The sequence below is a fragment of the Burkholderia sp. NLJ2 genome, from assembly GCF_049487195.1.
Classification (GTDB): Bacteria; Pseudomonadota; Gammaproteobacteria; order Burkholderiales; family Burkholderiaceae; genus Burkholderia; species Burkholderia pyrrocinia.
In genome coordinates, this window is sequence record NZ_CP137808.1 from 2,059,213 (window position 1) to 2,080,762 (window position 21,550).

18 protein-coding genes are annotated in these 21,550 nt (G+C 66.2%); 2 read left to right on the forward strand and 16 right to left on the reverse strand.

Translation table 11 applies throughout. The features are described 5' to 3' along the window. The first annotated feature begins 22 nt into the window (after positions 1-22). Positions 23-847, forward strand: coding sequence for an outer membrane protein assembly factor BamD (locus R9B84_RS09435; RefSeq protein WP_048251553.1), 825 nt, complete (start codon positions 23-25; stop codon positions 845-847). A 121-nt stretch (positions 848-968) separates the two neighbouring features. On the opposite strand, the gene R9B84_RS09440 is transcribed toward R9B84_RS09435, so the two are convergent. From R9B84_RS09440 to R9B84_RS09450, 3 genes are all read right to left on the reverse strand, one after another. Continuing rightward, entirely contained in the window at positions 969-3,218 is a 2,250-nt protein-coding gene (locus tag R9B84_RS09440; RefSeq protein ID WP_423757780.1) for an ATP-dependent DNA helicase, read from the reverse strand. Positions 3,219-3,273: 55 nt separating this feature from the next. Next, positions 3,274-3,489 carry a YdcH family protein gene (locus R9B84_RS09445; protein WP_034181296.1) on the reverse strand — a complete coding sequence of 72 codons (216 nt, stop codon included), beginning with the start codon at positions 3,487-3,489 and terminating at the stop codon, positions 3,274-3,276. A gap of 76 nt (positions 3,490-3,565) precedes the next feature. Further along, positions 3,566-4,318 (reverse strand): hypothetical protein, encoded by a 753-nt coding sequence (locus R9B84_RS09450; RefSeq protein WP_423757781.1) that lies wholly within the window; start codon positions 4,316-4,318, stop codon positions 3,566-3,568. A gap of 160 nt (positions 4,319-4,478) precedes the next feature. On the opposite strand from R9B84_RS09450, the gene R9B84_RS09455 reads away from it, so the two are divergent. Beyond that, positions 4,479-6,803: a Tex family protein gene (locus R9B84_RS09455; RefSeq protein WP_423757782.1), complete on the forward strand. Its 2,325-nt coding sequence runs from the start codon at positions 4,479-4,481 to the stop codon at positions 6,801-6,803. Between the two features lie 265 nt (positions 6,804-7,068). Here R9B84_RS09455 and R9B84_RS09460 read toward each other — a convergent pair whose 3' ends face one another. From R9B84_RS09460 to hisS, 13 genes are all read right to left on the reverse strand, one after another. After that, positions 7,069-8,985 carry a potassium transporter Kup gene (locus tag R9B84_RS09460; protein WP_423757783.1) on the reverse strand — a complete coding sequence of 639 codons (1,917 nt, stop codon included), beginning with the start codon at positions 8,983-8,985 and terminating at the stop codon, positions 7,069-7,071. Positions 8,986-9,259: 274 nt separating this feature from the next. Beyond that, complete coding sequence (locus R9B84_RS09465) at positions 9,260-9,856, reverse strand: phosphoribosyltransferase (protein WP_423757784.1); 597 nt, start codon at positions 9,854-9,856, stop codon at positions 9,260-9,262. 6 nt (positions 9,857-9,862) lie between these two features. Further along, complete coding sequence (locus tag R9B84_RS09470; protein ID WP_423757785.1) at positions 9,863-11,209, reverse strand: adenylosuccinate synthase; 1,347 nt, start codon at positions 11,207-11,209, stop codon at positions 9,863-9,865. 113 nt (positions 11,210-11,322) lie between these two features. Next, on the reverse strand, positions 11,323-12,471 hold the full coding sequence (locus tag R9B84_RS09475) for an ATP phosphoribosyltransferase regulatory subunit (RefSeq protein ID WP_423757786.1): 1,149 nt from the start codon (positions 12,469-12,471) through the stop codon (positions 11,323-11,325). A gap of 113 nt (positions 12,472-12,584) precedes the next feature. Beyond that, positions 12,585-12,776: a DUF2065 domain-containing protein gene (locus R9B84_RS09480; RefSeq protein WP_047900833.1), complete on the reverse strand. Its 192-nt coding sequence runs from the start codon at positions 12,774-12,776 to the stop codon at positions 12,585-12,587. Positions 12,777-12,812: 36 nt separating this feature from the next. After that, positions 12,813-13,712 carry a protease modulator HflC gene (hflC, locus tag R9B84_RS09485; RefSeq protein WP_423757787.1) on the reverse strand — a complete coding sequence of 300 codons (900 nt, stop codon included), beginning with the start codon at positions 13,710-13,712 and terminating at the stop codon, positions 12,813-12,815. Between the two features lie 15 nt (positions 13,713-13,727). Next, positions 13,728-15,068 (reverse strand): FtsH protease activity modulator HflK, encoded by a 1,341-nt coding sequence (gene hflK / locus R9B84_RS09490; protein WP_423757788.1) that lies wholly within the window; start codon positions 15,066-15,068, stop codon positions 13,728-13,730. 47 nt (positions 15,069-15,115) lie between these two features. Further along, complete coding sequence (gene hflX, locus R9B84_RS09495; protein WP_186451708.1) at positions 15,116-16,279, reverse strand: GTPase HflX; 1,164 nt, start codon at positions 16,277-16,279, stop codon at positions 15,116-15,118. A gap of 72 nt (positions 16,280-16,351) precedes the next feature. Then, positions 16,352-16,591 carry an RNA chaperone Hfq gene (hfq, locus tag R9B84_RS09500; protein WP_047901242.1) on the reverse strand — a complete coding sequence of 80 codons (240 nt, stop codon included), beginning with the start codon at positions 16,589-16,591 and terminating at the stop codon, positions 16,352-16,354. Between the two features lie 155 nt (positions 16,592-16,746). Then, on the reverse strand, positions 16,747-18,084 hold the full coding sequence (gene der / locus R9B84_RS09505; protein WP_047900837.1) for a ribosome biogenesis GTPase Der: 1,338 nt from the start codon (positions 18,082-18,084) through the stop codon (positions 16,747-16,749). Between the two features lie 247 nt (positions 18,085-18,331). Next, positions 18,332-19,477 (reverse strand): outer membrane protein assembly factor BamB, encoded by a 1,146-nt coding sequence (gene bamB / locus R9B84_RS09510; RefSeq protein ID WP_423757789.1) that lies wholly within the window; start codon positions 19,475-19,477, stop codon positions 18,332-18,334. 41 nt (positions 19,478-19,518) lie between these two features. Next, positions 19,519-20,148, reverse strand: a complete 630-nt coding sequence (locus tag R9B84_RS09515; RefSeq protein ID WP_423757790.1) for a tetratricopeptide repeat protein — start codon at positions 20,146-20,148, stop codon at positions 19,519-19,521. A 55-nt stretch (positions 20,149-20,203) separates the two neighbouring features. Next, entirely contained in the window at positions 20,204-21,544 is a 1,341-nt protein-coding gene (gene hisS, locus R9B84_RS09520; RefSeq protein WP_072437231.1) for a histidine--tRNA ligase, read from the reverse strand. Positions 21,545-21,550: the final 6 nt, after the last annotated feature.

Here is a 21,550-nt window from a genome sequence, read left to right on the forward strand (position 1 = left end):
CTTGAAGCTAGGACATGCGAGCATGATGAATTCGACCAAACGTACGGCCAGAACCGTCGCCGCCCGGGCTGCGGCGGTAGCGGCCGCGGCCCTCATCGCCGGCTGCCACGGCTTGCCGCAGAAGCAGGACGAGACGGCTACCTGGTCGAACAACAAATTATACTCAGAGGCCCAGGATGCACTGTCCGGCGGCGACTGGGGCAAGTGCGCGAAATATTTCGAATCGCTGCAAGGTCGCGATCCGTTCGGCCATTTCGCGCAACAGGCACAGATCAACGTTGCATACTGCAACTGGAAGGACAACGAAGCGGCAGCCGCCGACCAGGCCGTCGACCGCTTCATCCAGCTCCACCCCGATCATCCGGATATCCCGTACGCGTACTACCTGAAGGGGATGATCCACTTCAACGACGATCTCGGCCTGTTCGGCCGCTTCTCCGGCCAGGACATGAGCGAACGCGATCCGCAGGCACTGCGCGAATCGTACGACGCGTTCAAGGTCGTCGTCGACCGCTTCCCGAAGAGCAAGTACGCGCCCGACGCGGCCGCGCGGATGCGCTACATCGTCAACGCGCTCGCGTCGCACGAAGTGCACGCGGCCGACTACTATTACCGGCGCGGTGCGTATGTCGCGGCCATCAACCGCGCGCAGCTCGCGATCAAGGACTACAAGGGCGCGCCGGCAATCGAGGACGCGCTGCACATCATGATCCTGTCGTACGGCAAGCTGGACCAGCCGCAACTCGCCGAGGACACGAAGCGTGTGCTCGCGGGCACGTTCCCCGACAGCCCGTACGTGACGGGCCACTCGCGCCCCGGCGCGAAGAAGTCGTGGTGGCAGTTCTAAAGCGCTGCGCGACGCAACGCCCGTTGCACACACAAAAAACCCGGCCATCGAGCCGGGTTTTTTGTTGGCGCCGCATGCCGGCGGCACCGGTGCGGTTGCGCGGCGATCGCCGCGCATGCCGTCACATGCGCTTGTCCGAGCGGTGCTCGTCGAAGAAGTCCTGGACCACCGCGATCTCGCGGGTCCGCTTGAACGGCGGCAGGCTCTGCCAGATCCGGCGCCCGTAAGGCTTGTCGACGAGCCGCGTGTCGCAGATCATCAGCACGCCGCGATCCGTCTCCGCGCGAATCAGCCGGCCCGCGCCCTGCTTCAGCGTGATCACGGCCTGCGGCAACTGGTGCACGGCGAACGGGCTCAGGCCCTTCTTCGTCAGCGCGTCGAGCCGCGCGGCCAGCACCGGATCGTCCGGCGGCGCGAACGGCAGCTTGTCGATCACGACGAGCGACAGCGCATCGCCACGCACGTCGACGCCTTCCCAGAAACTCTGGCTGCCGACCAGGATCGCATTTCCGTACGCGCGGAAGCGATCGAGCAGCTCGGTGCGGCTCGCATCGCCCTGCACGAGCAGCGGCGTATTCCAGCCGCGGGACTCGATCACGTCGCGCAGCTTCGACGCGATCCGGTCAACCGCGCGCAACGTCGTGCACAGCATGAACACGCCGCCGCCGGACGCCTCGATCGCCGGCAGCGCGGCATCGAAGACGGCATCGGTAAACGCCGGCGAAGACGGCTGCGGCAGGTTGCGCGGCACGTACAGCAGCCCCTGCGACTGGTAGTCGAACGGGCTCGCGAGCGTCATCGAGCGACGCGAGCTGAGGCCCATCTGTGCCGCGTAGTGCGTGAAATCGCCGCGCACCGACAACGTGGCCGACGTGAACACCCATGCACGCGGCACGCCTGCGCGCTGTTTCGCAAAGATCGGCGCAACCGACAGCGGCGTTTCGTGCAACTGCACGGTATGCGCGAACACCTCGACCCAGCGCACCTTCTCGTTCGGATCGCCGTCGGACGTCGCCTTGTCGCCGGCAGCCGCCGCGTCGGCCTTCGCGGCCGCTTCCGCCGCGCCGGGCGCGACCCAGCCGGCCAGCAGGTCCTGCAGCTCGCGTGCGCGCCGCAGGCATGCACCGAGCGATTCCGCCCGCTCGGCCTGGCTCGCGAGCGCCGACGCGAGCGCATCGAGCGCCGCCTCGAGCGCGTCGAGCGCACCGAACATCGGGTGATCGTCGCCAAGTTGGGCGAGCGACATGCGGACGATCTGGTCGTTCGCGAACGCGAGGCGCAAGTCGCGCGCCGCGCGCTCGAGATCGCCACCGAGCTTCACCCACTCGACCGCGTCGCGCGCATGGCTCAGGCCTTCGGCCACCGTGTCGCGCGCGAGCTCGAGAATCTGCGTCGTCGACAGCGTCTCGCCGAAGAACAGCGTCGCCGTCTCCGGCAACTGGTGCGCTTCGTCGAAGATGACCGTGTTCGCGTTCGGCAGCAACTCGGCCATTCCCGTGTCGCGTAACATGATGTCCGCGAAGAACAGGTGGTGGTTGACGACGACGACGTCGGCCTGCTGCGCCTCGCGCCGCGCCTGCATCACGAAGCATTCCTTGTAATGCGGGCATTCCTGGCCAAGGCAGTTGTCGCGCGTCGACGTGACCATCGACCACACGGGCGCCGTTTCCGGCACGCTCGCGAGTTCAGCCTTGTCGCCGCTCTTCGTGATCTTCGCGAAGCGGACGATTTCCTGCAGATAGGCCGTGTCCTGCCGCGACGGCAGGCGGCCGTTGTCGGCCGTGCGTTGCAGGTAGTAGTGGCACAGGTAGTTGGCGCGGCCCTTGAGCATCGCGACCGTCACCGGCACCGCGAGCGCGTTGCGCACGGTCGGGATATCGCGCTGGAACAACTGATCCTGCAGGTGCTTCGTGCCGGTCGACACGATTACCTTGCCGCCCCACAGCATCGCGGGCACGAGATACGCATAGGTCTTGCCGGTGCCCGTGCCGGCTTCGACGATCAGCGTGTTGTCGCCTGCGTCGTTATCGGATTCGGCCGCCGCGGCAGCGTCCGCAGCCGGTTCGGCCGTCTTGTCGCCGTCGCCGAGGCGGCGCGCCGGCCGCTTGCGGGTCTCGAAGATCTCGGGCTCGGGCATCCGGCGCGCGGACGCTTCCATCGCGGACGCGACCGCACGCGCCATTTCGATCTGCGACGTACGCGGCCGATAGCCGTCGAGCGCGCGCGCCAGCAATCCGCCTTCGCCGAAGATCGTGTCGAGTTCGTCGACGCGCTTGCGGCTCAGCTCGAAGGTGCCTTCGGGCGCACGAACGCGCCCGGCGGACGATGTGTCTCGCCGGGCATCGGGGGTGGCTTCAAGCGGTGAATTCAAGGCAAGCGTTCCTGTGTCCAGCGCCCGTGCGGCGCCGGCGCTTGCCAGGCCGCGCTCAGGCGCGCTTATCCGGTTCCAGCTGCGATTGCAGCAAAATGATTTTGTCCTTGGCTGCCAGCTTTTCCTTCTTCAGCCGGTGCAGCGTGATGTCGTCGATGTCGGAGTGTCCTTCCTTCAGCTCGATCTCCCGAGCGAGCTGCTGGTGCTGCTCCTGCAGTGCAGCCAAACGGTTGTGCAATTCCTGCTGCTGTTCCGTGAGACGGTTTTGCATGTTTGCCTCCTCATCGAAGCAGCGCGCCGACTGGCGTGCCGACGCGCACGAGACTGATCCCGATCAATCCAACACGTTACTGCCCCTGCTGTTGCTGCTGCTTGGCCTTCTCGGCCGCTTCCTGCTGACGCCGCTCGACATCGGCCTTGTGCTGCGCGGCTTCCTTCTGCTTCTGCCCGTAGCGCGCGGCATTGTCCGCCCGCTCCTGCGCCTTCTGCGCCGCCTGCTGGTGCGCCTGGTCGAGCTTGTGCTGGAAGTCGGCCTGCTTCTGGTCGTATGCCTGCTTGCTCGCCGCGCGCTGCGGCCCTTCCGCGCCGCGCTGCGCCTGCTTAAGCGCATTCTGCTCCTGCTTGTCGCGGAACGCAGCCGCGTTCGCCGCGTCGTTCGCCGCGCGCTGCGGCGCTTCCGCCGCATTCTGCGCCTGCTTCAGCGCCTGCTGCTGGTCGCGCTGCTGCGCGCGCACCGCACGCTGCTCGTCGTCGAGCGCGAGCTGTTCCTGGCGGATGCTCGCGCGCTCGTCGCGCATCTGGTCGCGCGCCTTGCCGAGACAGTGGTTGACGAAGAACTTGCTGTAGCAATCGTGCTCGGCCACCGCATAACGATAATCGTTTTCCGCGGAGCGCTGATTGAGCACTTTTTGACGGGCGTCGAAATCCGGTGCGGCTGGGGACGTAACGGGCGCGGCTGCGGCGGCGGCCGGCGCGGTTGCGCCCGAGGCCTGCGCAAACGCGCCGGAAGGCCCGGCAGACAAAGCCGCGGCGAGCGCTGCGCCGAGCGCGACGAGAGAAATGCGGGAAGTTGGCAACGTCGTAGGAAAGCTGCGGGACATGTGTCAAATTCTATCACCCCCGGCTGGACGCTCCGTCATTTATGGCAAAATGCCCCGCTTCACTCACCCGCGGCATCTGGCCCGTCGGGCCCGCCATGCAGCCCGCCGCGCCGGGCCTGCCGGCCCGCGCCGCGATTTCAGCAGGCAGATCATCCACGACATGACGGAAACCGTAGCACTCAAGATCGTACAGCGCATCGCCACCGAACTGTCCGTCCAGCCGCGCCAGGTCGCGGCGGCCGTGCAACTCCTCGACGAAGGCTCGACCGTTCCGTTCATTGCCCGGTACCGCAAGGAAGTGACCGGCAATCTGGACGACACGCAGTTGCGCCAGCTCGAGGAACGCCTCCTGTATCTGCGCGAGCTCGAGGATCGCCGTGCGGCGATCCTGTCGAGCATCGACGAACAGGGCAAGCTGACCGACGAACTGCGTTCCGCGATCGATGCGGCCGACAGCAAGCAGGTGCTCGAAGACCTTTATCTGCCGTACAAGCCGAAGCGCCGCACGCGCGCGCAGATCGCCCGCGAAGCCGGCCTCGAGCCGCTCGCGCAGGCGCTGCTCGCGAACCCGCTGCTCGACCCGCAGGCCGAGGCGGCCGCGTATGTCGACGCCGACAAGGGCGTCGCCGACGTGAAGGCCGCGCTCGACGGCGCGCGCGACATCCTGTCCGAACAGTTCGGCGAGACGGCCGAGCTGCTCGGCAAGCTGCGCGACTACCTGCACAACCAGGGCGTCGTGTCGTCGGCCGTCGTCGAGGGCAAGGAAAGCGAGGAAGGCGAGAAATTCCGCGACTATTACGACTACGCGGAAACGATCAAGACCGTGCCGTCGCACCGCGCACTCGCGCTGTTCCGCGGCCGCAACGCGGGCGTGCTGACGGTCAAGCTCGGCCTCGGCGAAGAGCTCGACGCGCAGGTGCCGCATCCCGGCGAGGCGATGATCGCGCGCCATTTCGGCATCGCGAACCAGAACCGCCCGGCCGATAAATGGCTGTCCGACGTATGCCGCTGGTGCTGGCGCGTGAAGGTGCAGCCGCATATCGAGAACGAGCTGCTCACGCAACTGCGCGAAACGGCCGAAACCGAAGCGATCCGCGTGTTCGCGCGCAACCTGAACGACCTGCTGCTCGCGGCGCCTGCCGGCCCGAAGGCCGTGATCGGTCTCGACCCCGGCCTGCGTACGGGCGTGAAGGTCGCGGTCGTCGACCGCACCGGCAAGGTGCTCGCGACCGACACGATCTACCCGCACGAACCGCGCCGCGACTGGGACGGCTCGATCGCGAAACTCGCGCGCATCGCCGCGCAGACGCAGGCCGAGCTGATCAGCATCGGCAACGGCACCGCGTCGCGCGAAACCGACAAGCTCGCGAGCGAACTGATCGCGAAACACCCCGAGCTGCGCCTGCAGAAGATCGTCGTGTCGGAAGCCGGCGCGTCGGTCTACTCGGCGTCCGAGCTTGCCGCGAAGGAATTCCCCGACATGGACGTGTCGCTGCGCGGCGCCGTGTCGATCGCACGCCGCCTGCAGGACCCGCTCGCCGAGCTCGTGAAGATCGAGCCGAAGGCGATCGGCGTCGGCCAGTACCAGCACGACGTGAACCAGCGCGAACTGGCCCGCTCGCTCGACGCGGTCGTCGAGGATTGCGTGAACGCGGTCGGCGTCGACGCGAACACGGCGTCGGCCCCGCTGCTCGCACGCGTATCGGGCCTGAACGCGACGCTCGCGCGCAACATCGTCGATTACCGCGATGCGAACGGCCCGTTCCCGTCGCGCGAGCACCTGCGCAAGGTGCCGCGCCTCGGCGACAAGACGTTCGAACAGGCCGCCGGCTTCTTGCGCATCAACGGCGGCGAAAATCCGCTGGACCGCTCGTCGGTGCACCCGGAAGCCTATCCGGTCGTCGAGCGGATGCTCGCGAAGATCAGCAAGCGCATCGACGACGTGCTCGGCAACCGCGAAGCGCTGTCGGGCCTGTCCCCCGCGGAATTTGTCGACGAACGTTTCGGCCTGCCGACCGTGCGCGACATCCTGTCCGAACTGGAGAAGCCGGGCCGTGATCCGCGCCCGGAATTCAAGACCGCGACGTTCCGCGAAGGCGTCGAGAAGGTGTCGGATCTCGTGCCGGGCATGACGCTGGAAGGGGTCGTGACGAACGTCGCCGCGTTCGGCGCATTCGTGGATATTGGCGTTCACCAGGACGGCCTCGTCCACGTGTCTGCGATGTCGACGAAATTCATCAAGGACCCGCACGAAGTCGTGAAGGCCGGCCAGGTCGTCAAGGTGAAGGTGCTCGACGTCGACGTGAAGCGCCAGCGCATTGCGCTGACGATGCGCCTCGACGACGATGCGGCAGCACCCGGCATGTCGTCGCGCGGCGTCCAGGATCGCGGCAATGCGGGACGCGGCGCCGCACGCCCGCCGCGTTCGCGCGAGCCGGAACCGGCCGGCGCGATGGCCGCGGCATTTGCGAAGCTGAAGCGCTGAGCGCGCGAAAACCGTCGACGCACGAAAAGCCCGCCGCAAGGCGGGCTTTTTCATTGCTGCCGCGAACGCGCACGGCTCGACGCTCGCTGGCGCCTGCGCGCACGCAGTCGGCTACCGGATTGGATGCCTTGGCTTGTGCGGAACACGCAGCGCGATGCGGCTGCGTTTGCTTTTGCGGTAACGGCCGGCAATGCGAACGATCGCGGCCCGTCCAGACGGTCGACAGACGCGGCGCGCGGCCAGGAGGCCCGCGCGCCGCGCCCGGTCAGATCTCGATCTTCGTACCGAGCTCGACGACGCGGTTCGCCGGAATCGAGAAGAAGTCGGTCGGCTTCGCGGCGTTCTGATGCATCCACGCGAACACGCGCTCGCGCCAGATCGACATCCCGGGCAGATGCGTCGGCACGACCGTTTCGCGCGCGAGGAAGAACGACGTGTCCATCAGCTCGAACGTCATATCGTGCGTGCGGCCGAATTCCTCGAGCACGGCCTTCACATCCGGCGTCTCGTTGAAGCCGTATTCAGCCGTCACGATGTAAAGTCCGCCGCCCGCATCGCGCGAGCTCAGGCGCTTGTCGTCGCGCACGTAAGGAAAGTCGCGCGTGACGAACGTCAGGAAAATGGTCCGCTCGTGCAGTACCTTGTTGTGCTTCAGGTTGTGCAGCAGGCTGACGGGCACGAGCTTGTCGTTGCCGGTCAGGTAGATCGCGGTGCCCGACACGCGATGCGGCGGATGCGCGAGCAGCCCCTGCAGGAACGGCTCGAGCGGAATACCGTCGGCCGCCGTGCGCTCCTTGACGATGTGGCGCCCCTTGTACCAGGTCATCAGCAGGAAGAACAGCAACGCGCCGATGCCGAGCGGCAGCCAGCCGCCCTGCGCGACCTTCAGCAGGTTCGCGCCGAAGAAGCCGAGATCGACCGCGAGGAACACGGCGATGATCGCGCCGACCAGCAGGCGGTTCCAGTTCCACACCTTCACCATCACGACGGCCGCGAGCACGGTCGTGATCACCATCGTCGCCGTCACCGCAATGCCGTACGCGGCCGCGAGGTTGTCGGAGCTCTTGAAGCCGACCACGATGCAGAGGATCACGAACAGCAGCAACCAGTTCACGACCGGCACGTAGATCTGGCCGATCGCGAGGTCGGACGTATGCAGCACCTTCATGCGCGGCACGTAGCCGAGCTGGATTGCCTGCGACGTCAGCGAATACGCCCCCGAGATCACGGCCTGCGACGCGATCACGGTCGCGACCGTCGACAGCACGACGAGCGGCAGCAGCCCCCATTCGGGCGCCAGCAGGAAGAACGGGTTCTCGATCGCCTTCGGGTTCTGGATCAGCAGCGCGCCCTGGCCGAAGTAGTTCAGCACGAGCGACGGCATCACGAGCCCGTAAGCAGCGAGGCGGATCGGCTTCGCGCCGAAGTGGCCCATGTCCGCATAGAGCGCTTCCGCGCCGGTCAGCACCAGCACGACCGAGCCGAGCACGACGTAGGCCTGCAGCACGTGCTCCGACATGAACGACGCGGCGTAATACGGATTGATTGCCGCGACGATGCCCGGCACGCGCACGATGTGGTACACGCCGAGCGCGGCAATGACGATGAACCACAGCACCATGATCGGGCCGAACAGCTTGCCGACCAGCGCGGTGCCGTGGCGCTGGATCCAGAACAGCGCGATCAGGATCACGATCGTGATCGGCATCACGAGATGGGACAGGTGCGGCGTCGCGATTTCGAGACCTTCGACGGCCGACATCACCGAGATCGCCGGCGTGATCACCGCGTCCCCGTAGAACATGCACGCGCCGAATATCCCGAGCGCCATCAGCGCGCCCGCGACGCGGGTTTTCGAGTCGAGCGGCCGCAGCGACAGCGCCATCAGCGCGAGTACGCCGCCTTCGCCGTTGTTGTCTGCCCGCATCACGAACAACAGGTACTTGATGCCGACCACCAGGATGATTGCCCAGAACAGCAGCGAGATCACGCCGAGAATCGAGCCTTCGGTGAGCGGGATGCCGTGCGCGGGGCTGAACGCCTCCTTCAGCGAATACAGCGGGCTGGTGCCGATGTCACCGAACACGACACCGATGGCTGCTATCGCTAGCGCCCGCATCGAGTGTTGTTGCGTCGAGTGCGGCGCGTGTGCTGCGTCGGTCGCGTGGATCGTGTTGTTCATATGAAGCGTAATAATCGGGTCCGGGTCGGACAAAACGAGCGCTATTCTACTCGCGCCCCCGTGAAACGCCGCCCTGCTCTGTTGCCGTGAAACCACGTGATCCACGCTGCGCATGCAATCCGGCGCGAGCTGTGGCAGGGCTGCCATCATAGCCGGGGCGGCGCCGTCTGCCTACCGGATACGCCATGCACGCCGCGCGGCGCAACCGACGCGCCAAATAAAAACGGCGCCGCAAGCGGCGCCGTACAAGGCTTTCCTTCGATCGGCCGGCCGCTTACGCGCCCGAACCGTCGCGCTGCGCGCGACCGCGCTTGATCCACGCCTCGAGGTTGTGCGGACGAACCGTGTCCCACTCCTCGAACGGCTGATGAATCCACGGATTCGTCGGCAGATACTGCGTGTGATAGTCCGGCTTGACCTTCGAGCAACCCTTGTACCAGAGCACGGCCGAACGCACGGCCGTCACGGCCGGATAGCGCTCCTTCAGGTGCTCCTGCACGCGCGCGAGCGTGACGCCCGAATCGACGAGGTCGTCGACCAGCAGCACGTTGCCCTCGAGGTTGCCGCGCGTCATCGTGATGTACTGCGCGATATCGAGGTCGCCCTGCTCGGTGCCGGCCGCTTCACGGTACGAACTCGTCGCGAGGATCGCGAGCGGCACGTCATAGATGCGCGACAGTTGATCGCCGACGCGCAGGCCGCCGCGCGCGAGACACAGGATCTGGTCGAACTTCCAGCCCGATGCGTGCACCTGGAGCGCGAGCAGCTCGATCAGACGGTGATACTCGTCCCAGCCTACCCACAGGTTCTTGTCGTCGTTGCGCGGATCGGTCATCAAGTCTGCCGCCGTCATCGTGATTTGCTGCGTCATCTGGGCTTACACCTTGAACGGATGGCGGAGCAGGATCGTTTCGTCGCGGTCCGGGCCCGTCGACACCATGTCGACCGGCACGCCAGCCACTTCCTGGACGCGGGTCAGGTAGGCTTGCGCGTTGGCCGGCAGTGCTTCCCACGCCTTGATGCCGACCGTGCTTTCCTTCCAGCCGGCGAACGTTTCGTACACCGGCTCGCAACGCGCCACATCGGCTGCACCGCGCGGCAGGATGTCCACATCCTTGCCGTCGATCTTGTAGCCGACGCACAGCTTGACTTCGTCGAGGCCGTCGAGCACGTCGAGCTTCGTCATGCACAGGCCCGACACGCCGTTGATCTGGATCGAACGGCGCAGCGCGGCCGCATCGAGCCAGCCCGTGCGGCGCGGACGGCCGGTGACGGAACCGAATTCCTTGCCGACGTTCGCGAGCGTGACGCCGACCTGGTCCTGGCGCTGCGGATTGTCCGCATCGTACAGTTCGCTCGGGAACGGGCCCGAACCGACGCGCGTGCAATACGCCTTCGTGATGCCGAGGATGTAGTTGAGCTTCTGCGGACCGACGCCCGCGCCGGCCGACGCCGCACCCGCGACGCAGTTGCTCGACGTGACGAACGGATAGGTACCGTGATCGATGTCGAGCAGCGTGCCTTGCGCGCCTTCGAACAGCAGGTTCTGGCCCGCGTTGTTCGCGTCGTACAGGCGGCGCGACACGTCGGCCACCATCGGCTTCAGGCGGTCGGCATAGCCCAGCATCGTGTCGAGCGTGGCCTGGAAATCGACGGCCGCGCCACCCAGGTACTGGGTCAGCACGAAGTTGTGGAAATCGAGGTTTTCGCGCAGGCGGTCGGCGAAGGTCTTCGCGTCGAACAGGTCCTGCACGCGCAGCGCGCGGCGGCCGACCTTGTCTTCGTACGCGGGGCCGATGCCGCGGCCCGTCGTGCCGATCTTGCCCGCGCCCTTGCGCGCTTCGCGCGCCTGGTCGATCGCGATGTGGTACGGCAGGATCAGCGTCGCGGCTTCGGAAATGAACAGACGGTCGCGCACGTTCACGCCGGCCTCTTCGAGCTCGCCGATTTCCTTGAACAGTGCTTCGGGGGACAGGACGACGCCGTTGCCGATGTAACAGGCGACGCCTTCACGCATGATGCCCGACGGAATGAGGCGCAAGATCGTTTTCTTGCCGCCGATGATGAGGGTGTGGCCGGCGTTGTGGCCGCCCTGGAAACGCACGACGCCCTGAGCGTGGTCCGTCAGCCAGTCGACGATCTTGCCCTTGCCTTCATCACCCCATTGAGTTCCCACGACGACGACATTGCGCCCGGGAGTCACGTTCACTGCGCTGGCAGACATGTTGATTCGTTAGCTGGTTAAAAACGTATTCTACCTATGTTCGCGGGCGATTCCGAATTTTTCCGTTTCGCTTCAACGATATGCACGCCGAAGCACGGCCCGCGAACGCCTGATTATCGGGGTTCGACCACCCATGCACCGTTGCGCTCGACGAGCGAACGGTCGCATGCGAACTCGTCGAGCACGTGGTCGTGGCCGGGCAGCGCCTGGATCACAACCTCGCCCGCATCACGCAGCGCCGCGACGGCCGCACACAGCGCGTCGTCCTGCGCCCATGGCGCAAGAATCGCGGTGCCGCGTGCCTCGATCGGCGAAATTCGCGCGAGCTCGCGCAGGTCGAGCGAGAAACCCGTTGCCGGACGCGCACGGCCATATGCCTGGCCCACGTGGTCGTAGCGCCCGCCGCGCGCGATTGCGTTCGGCACGCCGTCGATGTAGGCGCTGAACATCGCACCGCTGTGGTACGCGTAGCCGCGCAGGTCGGCGAGGTCGATCGCGACTTCAACGCCCTTCGCCTGTGAGGCGAGTTGCGCCAGGTCGTCGAGCGCCCGCGTGATTTCCGGCAGCACCGGCAAGCGTGCGCGCGCCTCGGCGAGCACGCTCGCGTCGCCGTAAAGGTTCGGCAGCGCGCGTAGCGCCGCGCGTGTATCGGCGCCGAGATCGTCGGTCAGCTCGTTCAGCAACGGCACATCCTTGCCCGACAGCGCGTCGTACAGCGATTCACCGCGCTCGGCAGCCTGCGCGTCGCGCGCCAGCAGCGCCGCGAGCACGCCCGCGTGGCCGAGGTCGAGACGGATACGCGACAGGCCCGCGAGATGCAGTGCGTCGAGCATCAGTTGCTGGATCTCGAGATCGGCTTCCAGCCCGGCATGCCCGTAGATTTCGGCGCCGATCTGGATCTGCTCGCGCGTCGCGTGCAGGCCGCGCGGGCGCGTATGCATCACGTGGCCCGCATAGCAGAGGCGCGTCACGCCCTGACGGTTCAGCAGGTGCGCGTCGATCCGCGCGACCTGCGGCGTGATGTCCGCGCGCAGGCCGAGCGTGCGGCCCGACAGTTGGTCGACCAGCTTGAAGGTGCGCAGGCGCAGATCGGCGCCGCCGCTCGTCAGCAGCGACTCGAGATACTCGAGCAGCGGCGGCATCACCATTTCGTAGCCGTACGAACGGAAGCGGTCGAGCAGCCTGCGGCGCAGCTCCTCGATCTTGCGCGCTTCCGACGGCAGTACGTCGGCGATATTCTCGGGAAGTAACCAGGTCGACATCGGTACGGTCCTACGACGGGAAACAGCGCGCGACACGCGCGCCGCGATGTGAATCGGAAATTCGAAATCGGGCGGGACGAACGGCGGATGCGCCGTCCGGATCAGGTGTCCGGTCAGGTGGCGATCAGCAGCAGCACGAGCCCGAGCACCATCACGATCAGCCCGCCGATCCGGATATGATGCGGCGGCCGCTCAGCTATTCTACGAAACGTGTCGCGCCAGGCGACGGGAAACACGAAGGGGAACGCCCCCTCGATGATCAGCATCAGCGCTACTGCGAGCAACAACGAGCCAGCCAGGTCCATGCGAGCGACGGCGCCGCTCGACGCGGCGCCCCAAGGTCAATGTTTGCGGGGAGCAGGCGCCGCCGGTGCGGCACCGCCCGTCGGGCTGCGCATGAAGCGGAAGAACTCGCTGTCGGGATCGACGACGATGATGTCGTTGCGCTTGAACGTCTTCCGGTAGGCCTGCAGGCTCGCGTAGAACTGATAGAACTGCGGATCGCGGCCGAACGCATCGGCGGCAATCGTCGCGGCCTTCGCGTCGCCCTCGCCCTTGATCGTCTGCGCGGATTTGTACGCGTTCGCGAGCACGGCCTGCTGTTCGCGTTCGGCGTCGGCCTTGATCTGCTCGACGTCAGCCGCGCCTTCCGCACGCACCTGTGCCGCCTGCTCGCGCAGCGCGCCGATCATCCGCTGATAGACGGCGTCCGTCTGCGCGGCCGGCAAGTCGACGCGCGTCAACTGGACGTCGACCACGTCGACGCCGAAACCGGACGCCTTCGCCTTCGCCGCATCGCGGGCCGCATCGGCGATCGCGCGCTGGCCGCCGAGGGCGTCGTCGAGCGCACGCTTGCCGAATGCTTCGCCGAGCGCGCCCTTCAGCACGCCGGCCAGGCGTTCGGTGGCTGCCGCCGGGTCGCCGCCCGTCGCCGTGAAATATTTCAGCGGATCGCTGATCCGGTACTTCACCGCATACGCGACGAGCAGGTCGTGCTTGCCTTCCGTTGCCAGTTGCAGCGGATCGGACGACTCGAGCGATTGCAGGCGCGTGTCGATCAGTGTGGCCGTCTGCAGCGGCGGCGGCAACTTGAAATGGATGCCGGGCCCGGCGAGTTCGGGCTGCGCGCCGTCGCGGCCGGACAACACGGCCGTATGGCGCGGATCGACGGTCAGGACCGTCGAGGACGCCGCGAAGGCAACGATCACGATTGCGACGACAAGCGCAATGATTCGGTTCATGTTCTGCGCTCCCCGTTACTTCACATCGTCTTCACGCGACCGGCTGCGGAACGCTTCGCGCGATCGCAGCACGTCGGTGCCCGACGCCGCGGCGGCCGGTGCCGCGCTCGCGGGTACGGCTGCCGCCGGCGCGACGGCCGCCGGTGCCGACGCCGCATCGGGCGCGGTTGCGCCGGCGGACGTCGCGGCGTTTTGTCGCCCCTGCTCGACAAGCTTGTCGAGCGGCAGATACACGACGCTGTTGCCGCCCTTGTTGCCGACGAACACATTCGTTGCGTTCGAATAGATTTCCTGCATCGTCTCCAGGTACATCCGCTCGCGGATTACCGCCGGCGCCTTCGAGTACTGCGCGTAGACCTGCTTGAAGCGATCGGCATCGCCTTCGGCTTCCGTGACCACGCGATCGGAATACGCCTTTGCTTCGTCGACGAGCTTCGCGGCATCGCCCTGCGCCTTCGGCAGCAGGTCGTTTGCGTACGCCTGCGCGGCGCGCTTCGCGGTCTCGCGCTCGTCGCGCGCCTTCGCGACTTCACCGTAGGCGGCCTGCGTCTGCTCGGGCGCCGCGACGCTCTGCATCGTGACGGCCGTCACCTCGAGTCCCGACTGGTAGCGATCGAGATCGCGCTGGATCGCGGTGGAAAGCTGCTCGCGCAGCGCGTCGCGGTCCTGGCTCAGCACGTCGGCCGCGCTGCGCGTACCGACGATCGCACGCACCGCGGCCTGCGCGGCCTGCGACACGCTGCGCTCGGGATCGACGCTGCGGAACAGGTAATCGGTTGCGGAACGGATCCGGTACTGGACGACGAAGCGCACGTCGACGATGTCGGCATCGCGCGTCAGCATCGCCGCTTCCTTCACGTTCGCAAGACGCACGACGTTGTTGCGGCCGATCTCGATCGAGCGGACCTGCGACGTATCGACGATCTCGTGCGACGCGAACGGATACGGCGCGCGCCAGTGCACGCCCTGGCCGACCGTGCCCGACAGTTTGCCGAGCTGCAGCACGACGCCCGTCTGGCCGTCCTGCACGACGAACAGCCCGCTGCCCGCGTAGACCGCGACCAGCACGCCGATCACGATGCCGACGCCGACCCGCGCCGCGCGGCCGTTGTCAGGACGGAAGCCGTTGCCGCCCTTGCCGCCGAAAAGGCCGCTCAGGCGTCGGTTGAAGTTGCGCCACATCTCGTCGAGATCGGGCGGACCTTCGCCGTCGCCGCCTTGCGGACGCTTCGATTCGTTCGCACGGGGACGGGATCCGTCTTTGCCATTGCCCTCGCCGCGTCCCCAGCGGGGATCGTTGATCGACAGCAAGGCGCGCATCCGCCGCCAGGTACTCCGCTCGTTGTATTCGTTCACCAGAGTTTGTTCACCAGATTAGACGCCGGCGAGCCGGCCGGGACCGGTTAGCGCCCGTGTTCGGAAATCGTGCGGTCTTCGTGTGGTTCAGCGGACGCGCCGTCGAGCGGCATCGCACTGGAAAGGTGTTCCGCGGAGGCGATCTCGGCGATGGCGGCACGCAACGCGTCAAGACCCTGACCGGTGCGCGCGCTCAAAAAGACGCGCGAAATATTACCATACTCGTCCCGCTCGACCGCGTCGCCGCGGGCCGCCAGCTCGGGCACGGCGTCGATCTTGTTGAACACCAGCACCTGCCGGATCGTGTCCGCGCCGATCTCGTGCAACACGCCGTTGACCTGCTCGATCTGCTCGAGCCTGACCGCGCTCGACGCATCGACCACGTGCAGCAGCAGATCGGCGTGGATCGTTTCCTCGAGGGTCGCGCGGAACGCCGCAACAAGTTGGTGAGGCAGCTCGCGGATGAACCCGACCGTATCCGACACGACGATCTGGCCGACCTCGTCGCCGAGGTAGACGCGCCGCGACGTCGTATCGAGCGTCGCGAACAACTGATCGGCCGCGTAGGCCTGCGCTTTCGTCAGCGCATTGAACAGCGTCGACTTGCCCGCGTTCGTATAGCCGACGAGCGACACCGACATCGTGCCGCTGCGCGCGCGCTGCCGGCGTTGCGTGCTGTGTTGCCGGCGCAGCCGGTCGAGTCGCGACTTCAGCATCTTGATGCGCTCGCCGATCAGCCGGCGGTCGGTTTCGAGCTGGGTTTCGCCGGGGCCGCGCAGGCCGATACCACCCTTTTGCCGTTCGAGGTGGGTCCATGCGCGAATGAGTCGCGTCGACAGGTATTGAAGCTGTGCGAGCTCGACCTGCAACTTACCTTCGTGGCTGCGGGCGCGCTGCGCAAAGATGTCGAGGATGAGACTCGTGCGATCGACGACCCGCCTGTTAAGCGCCCGCTCCAGATTGCGTTGCTGGGCCGGCGCCAGTGCGTGGTTGAAGATGACGATTTCGACGTTGTGCGCGTCGCAGGCAAGCCGCAGTTCTTCGGCTTTGCCGCTGCCGATGAACATCGCGGCATCGGGACTGGCGCGACGCCCCGTGAGGGTGACGGCGGGACGGGCCCCCGCGCTGGAGGCGAGAAGACTGAGTTCTTCGAGACTGGCTTCGAAATCGGTCTTGCCGAAATCGATGCCGACGAGCGCTGCGTTGATCAAATTATCGGGTGTCAAGATAAGGCGGCTGGCATCGGTCGCTCGCGGCGACCGGATGCCGGCCGCTGCAATAGGTTAGGACGTAGCTTCCGCGTCCGGGTGGAAATTCACCGGGCGCGCCGGCACGACCGTCGAGATGGCGTGCTTGTAGACCATCTGGGTCACCGTATTACGGAGCAACACGACGTACTGGTCGAACGATTCAATGTTCCCTTGGAGCTTGATGCCATTGACGAGGTAGATCGAAACGGGAACGTGCTCTTTGCGCAGTGCGTTCAAAAACGGGTCTTGTAACAATTGCCCTTTGTTGCTCATGGCGTACTCCATCTTTTTTTGCAGGTTGATCTGAATTGGCGGCGAAGAAAAAGAGATCCGGCGCCAATCGCTACACTATAGCCGATTTTGCCTGCCCCACCCGGGGCGTAGGCCTTGCGGTCTATCCGTTGCGGGACACGTGTAACAGGCGTGCTTCAGCCCTTGTCCGCGTACGGGTTGTTCGACGAACGGAACTCTATGCGCAATGGAGTCCCGGTCAGCGAGAAAGTTTCGCGGAAGCGGTTTTCCAGGTAGCGCTTGTACGTTTCCGTCACGGCGTCGAGCGCGTTGCCGTGGATGACGATGATCGGCGGATTCTGGCCGCCCTGGTGCGCGTAGCGCAGCTTCGGACGCACCGGGCCGCGACGGCGCGGCTGCTGGAACTCGACGGCCTCGATCAGCGCACGCGTGAGCTTCGGCGTCGGCAGCTTCGCCATCGCTGCCGCGTACGCGTCGTCGACCGAGCGCATCAGCGTACCGATGCCCGTCTTCTTCGCGGCCGAAATGAAGTGCGATTTCGCGAAGTCGAGGAATTTCAGCTTGCGGGTCAAATCCGCTTTCGCACGATCGCGCGCGTGGTCGTCGAGCCCGTCCCACTTGTTGACGCCGATCACGAGCGCACGGCCCTGCTCGACGACGAAGCCGGCGATGTGCGCGTCCTGGTCGGAGATGTCCTGCTGCGCATCCAGCAGAAGAATGACGACGTTCGCGTCGGAGATCGACTGCAGCGTCTTCACGACCGAGAACTTCTCGATCGCTTCGAAGACCTTGCCGCGGCGCCGCAGGCCGGCCGTGTCGATCAGCGTGTATTTCTTGCCGTTACGCTCGAAGTCGACGTAGATCGAGTCGCGCGTCGTGCCCGGCATGTCGAACGCGATCACGCGGTCCTCGCCGATCAGCGCGTTCACGAGCGTCGACTTGCCGACGTTCGGACGGCCGACGATCGCGATCTTGATGCCGCGCGACGGGTCGTTGTCGTCTTCCTCTTCCGGTTGGTCCGCGTACGCGACTTCCAGCGCCTCGTTGATCATGTCGGTGACGCCGTCGCCGTGCGCGGCCGAGATCGCGCGCGGATCGCCGAGCCCGAGCTCGTAGAAGTCCGTCGCGACCGCCGTGTACTTCATCCCCTCGGCCTTGTTGACGACGAGGAAGATCGGCCGGCCGGTCTTGCGCAGGTAGTCGGCGATCGACTTGTCCTGCGGCGCGAGCCCGTTGCGGCCGTCGACGATGAACACGACGACATCGGCTTCCTCAACGGCCTGCCGCGTCTGGCGCGCCATTTCGTGCAGGATGCCGTCCTTCGCGACGGGTTCGAAGCCGCCCGTATCGACGACCAGGTACGGCCGCTCGCCGACGCGCCCTTCGCCGTAATGGCGATCGCGCGTCAGGCCCGGCAAGTCGGCAACCAGCGCATCGCGCGAGCGCGTGAGCCGGTTGAACAGCGTGGATTTCCCCACATTGGGGCGCCCAACTAGGGCAATGACCGGTTTCATCTGTGTTTTCTACGGTGAAGCGCAGCAGCGGGAGGCCCGCTGCTGCGGGCGGCTGCGCTGAATGAAAATATCACGAATTCGCGCAGCGCCGGATGCGCGCGCCGGGCGCGCGTCGCGCGCCATCGTCTTTCGTCTCGAACTGCCTTTCAAATACCGAGCGGCCGGGAACACCGGCCGCCTTCATGTCGCGCGGCCGGGGCGAGCGGGACAAGCCCGCCGCGCCGCGGCTGCGCATGTTTCCTGCGCGTCAGCGCGGACGGAACCCGTACAGGCTGCCGTCCTTCGTCTGCACGACGAGCGTATTGCCCGCGAGGACCGGTGCCGCCGTAATCGCGCTGCCGTCGGTCTTCATCCGCGCGATGAAGCTGCCGTCTTCGCGCGACAGGAAGTGCACGAAGCCCTGGTAGTCGCCCATCACGACCGCATGCCCGAGCAGGTACGGCACGCCGACGTCGCGGCTCTTCAGCTTGTCGTTGCGCCAGAGCTGGTTGCCCGAGGCCGCGTCGTACGCGGTCACGACCGACCAGTCGTCGCCGCCGGCGACCACCGAATCGTCCTGTGCGAGGCCGCTGCGGCTCGAGAATGCCTTTTCCCACAGCGGGCGGCCCGAGTTCGCATCGAAGCAGCCAAGCTGACCCTGGAACGTCACCGCACAGGCTTCGGCACCCACGAGCGTCGGCGGACCGCTGACGTCGTTGATGCGCTCGACCTCGGTCACGCCCTTCGGGAACGACACGGGCGTCTGCCAGAACGGGTCGCCCGTCTGCAGGTTGATCGCGACGAGACCGCCGCCCGGGAAGCCCGCCAGCACCGCCGCGTCGCCCGCAAACGTCATGCCGGCCGACACGCGCAGGTTCAGCGGCACCGCGCGGTTGCGATAGTTCCACTTCTGCTCGCCCGTCTGCGCGTTGAACGCGATCACCTGGCCGTCGATCGTGCGGACAACCACGAGGCCGTTGCCGACGAGCGGCGGCGAGAAGATCTCGCCCTGCACGCTGGTCTTCCACAGTTGCTTGCCGTCAGGGCCCAGCACGAACACGCCGCCCTTCAGCGCGCCGACCGCGGTCAGGTTGCCGTCGCTGCCGACACCGGCCGACAGGTCCGAACCGACCTTCGAGCGCCAGATCGTCTGGCCCGTCTTCGCGTCGATCTTCTCGATCGAACCGTTTTCGCCCGCCGCGTAGACGGCGTCGCCCACGGCAACCGGCGAGAACAGGTAGCGTCCGCCCTTGCCGACGCTTGCCTTCCAGACCTGTTGCACGTCCATCACGGACTTGAACTCGGTGAGCGGCGTCGGCACGCGGCGCGCATCCTTCGACGACGAGCAGGCCGCCAATGCCAGGACAGCCGCCGCGCAGGCAACGGGCACAGCGTAACGTTTCAGCAAATTCATCGGTTAGCGAAGCAGAGTTAAGAGGTTGAGGGGACCGGGGTTCAGCCGCCGAGCGCGTCCAGCTTGAACTGCACGAGCTGGCGCGCAGACTGGTCGTCCTTCGACAGGCCATCGAGCGCGAGCTTGTAAGCGGCGCGCGCATCGTCGGTCTTGCCTTGCGCGGCAAGCAGATCGCCGCGGCGATCGGCCACGAGGCCCTTGAATGCATCGAGCGGCGTACCCGACAGCAGTGCGAGGCCCGCGTCGTACGCCTTCTCGTCGAGCAGCAGCGACGCGAGACGCAGCTTCGCGATCTGCTTGTACTCGTCGTCCTTGGCGTGATCGACGGCCCATTGCAGTTGCGTCTTCGCACCTGCGGCGTCGCCGGCCGCGTACAACACCTTCGCGGCCGCGAGCGCCGTCATCTGCGCATACGGCGTGCTGCCGAACTTGTCTTCCATGTCGGCGGCCGCGCGAGCCATCGTCGCCTTGTCGTTCGCGGCGGCGGCCTTCTGGACCTGCTCGTACAGCCCGGACGCCTCGGCAGCCTGACGGCGCTGCCAGTAGTTCCAGCCGTTGAAACCGGCCGCGACGACGAGCGCCGCGAGCACGATCCACGTGGCGAGGTTGCCCCAGCGGGCCCACCACGCCTTGAGACTTTCAATCGATTCTTGTTCGTCGTGATAACTCATCGGCGAGCGATTCCTTCCTGTTCAGGCCTGTCTAGTCGAGCGATTGCCAGCGCGATCAGTCGTCGCCGTCTTCGGCGGATGCAACCATCGCATTGATTAGGAATTCGGTCAAGCTTTCGACCGGTACGGTCTGCTGAACGTTCTTTTCCCCGTCTTCGCCCGCACCGCGCAGTGCTTTCACGCCCACCGCACCGTTCGCGACCTCTTCTTCGCCGAAGATCACCGCGAATGCCGCGCCGCTTGCATCGGCCCGCTTCATCTGCGACTTGAAGCTCGCCGGCGCGCCGTCGGCGCTGCAGTGGAAGATCACGTCAAGGCCCGTGTCGCGCAGGCGCTCGGCCGCGATGAACGCCTGTTCGCGCGCGGTCTCGCCCTGGTGCACGACGTACACGTCGACACCTTCCTGCTCCGGCGCCAGATCCTCTTCCTTCAGCAGTTCGAGGATGCGCTCGATGCCCATCGCCCAGCCGCACGCTGCGGTCGGCTTGCCGCCGAGCTGCTCGATCAGCGGATCGTAACGGCCGCCGGCCGCGACCGTGCCCTGCGCGCCGAGCTTGTCGGTCACCCACTCGAACACGGTCAGGTTGTAGTAGTCGAGGCCGCGCACGAGACGCGGGTTGATCTTGAACGGAATGTTGTTCGCGAGCAGCAGGCGTTGCAGCCCTTCGAAGTGCGCGCGCGATTCGTCGCCGAGGAAGTCGATCAGCTTCGGCGCGTTCTGCGCGATCTCCTGCAGCGCGGGATTCTTCGTATCGAGCACGCGCAGCGGGTTCGTATACAGGCGGCGCTTCGCGTCCTCGTCGAGCACGTCGGCAAACTGCTCGAGGTACTTGATCAGTTCGACGCGGTGCGCGGCACGCTCTTCGGCGAGGCCGAGCGAGTTGATCTCGAGCTTGATGCCGGTCAGGCCGAGGTCATCCCACAGGCGCTGGCACATCATGATGATCTCGGCATCCGCATCGGGGCCCGCGAAGCCGAGCGCCTCGACGCCGACCTGGTGGAACTGGCGGTAGCGGCCGCGCTGCGGACGCTCGTGACGGAACATCGGGCCGATGTACCACAGGCGCTTCGGGCCGTCGTACAGCATGTTGTGCTCGATCGACGCGCGCACGACGGCCGCGGTGTTTTCCGGGCGCATCGTCAGGTTCTCGCCGTTCAGCGCGTCGGTGAAGCTGTACATCTCCTTCTCGACGATGTCCGTGACTTCGCCGATGCCGCGCGTGAAGAGCTGCGTGTGTTCGACGATCGGCGTGCGGATGTTCTGGTAGCCGTATGCGCGCAGCAGCGATTTCACGGTGGCTTCGAAGAATTCCCACAGGCCGGCATCCTGCGGAAGGATGTCGTTCATACCCTTGACGCCGGTGAGCTTCTCGATCTTGCGTTTCTGTTCAGTCATCGTGTG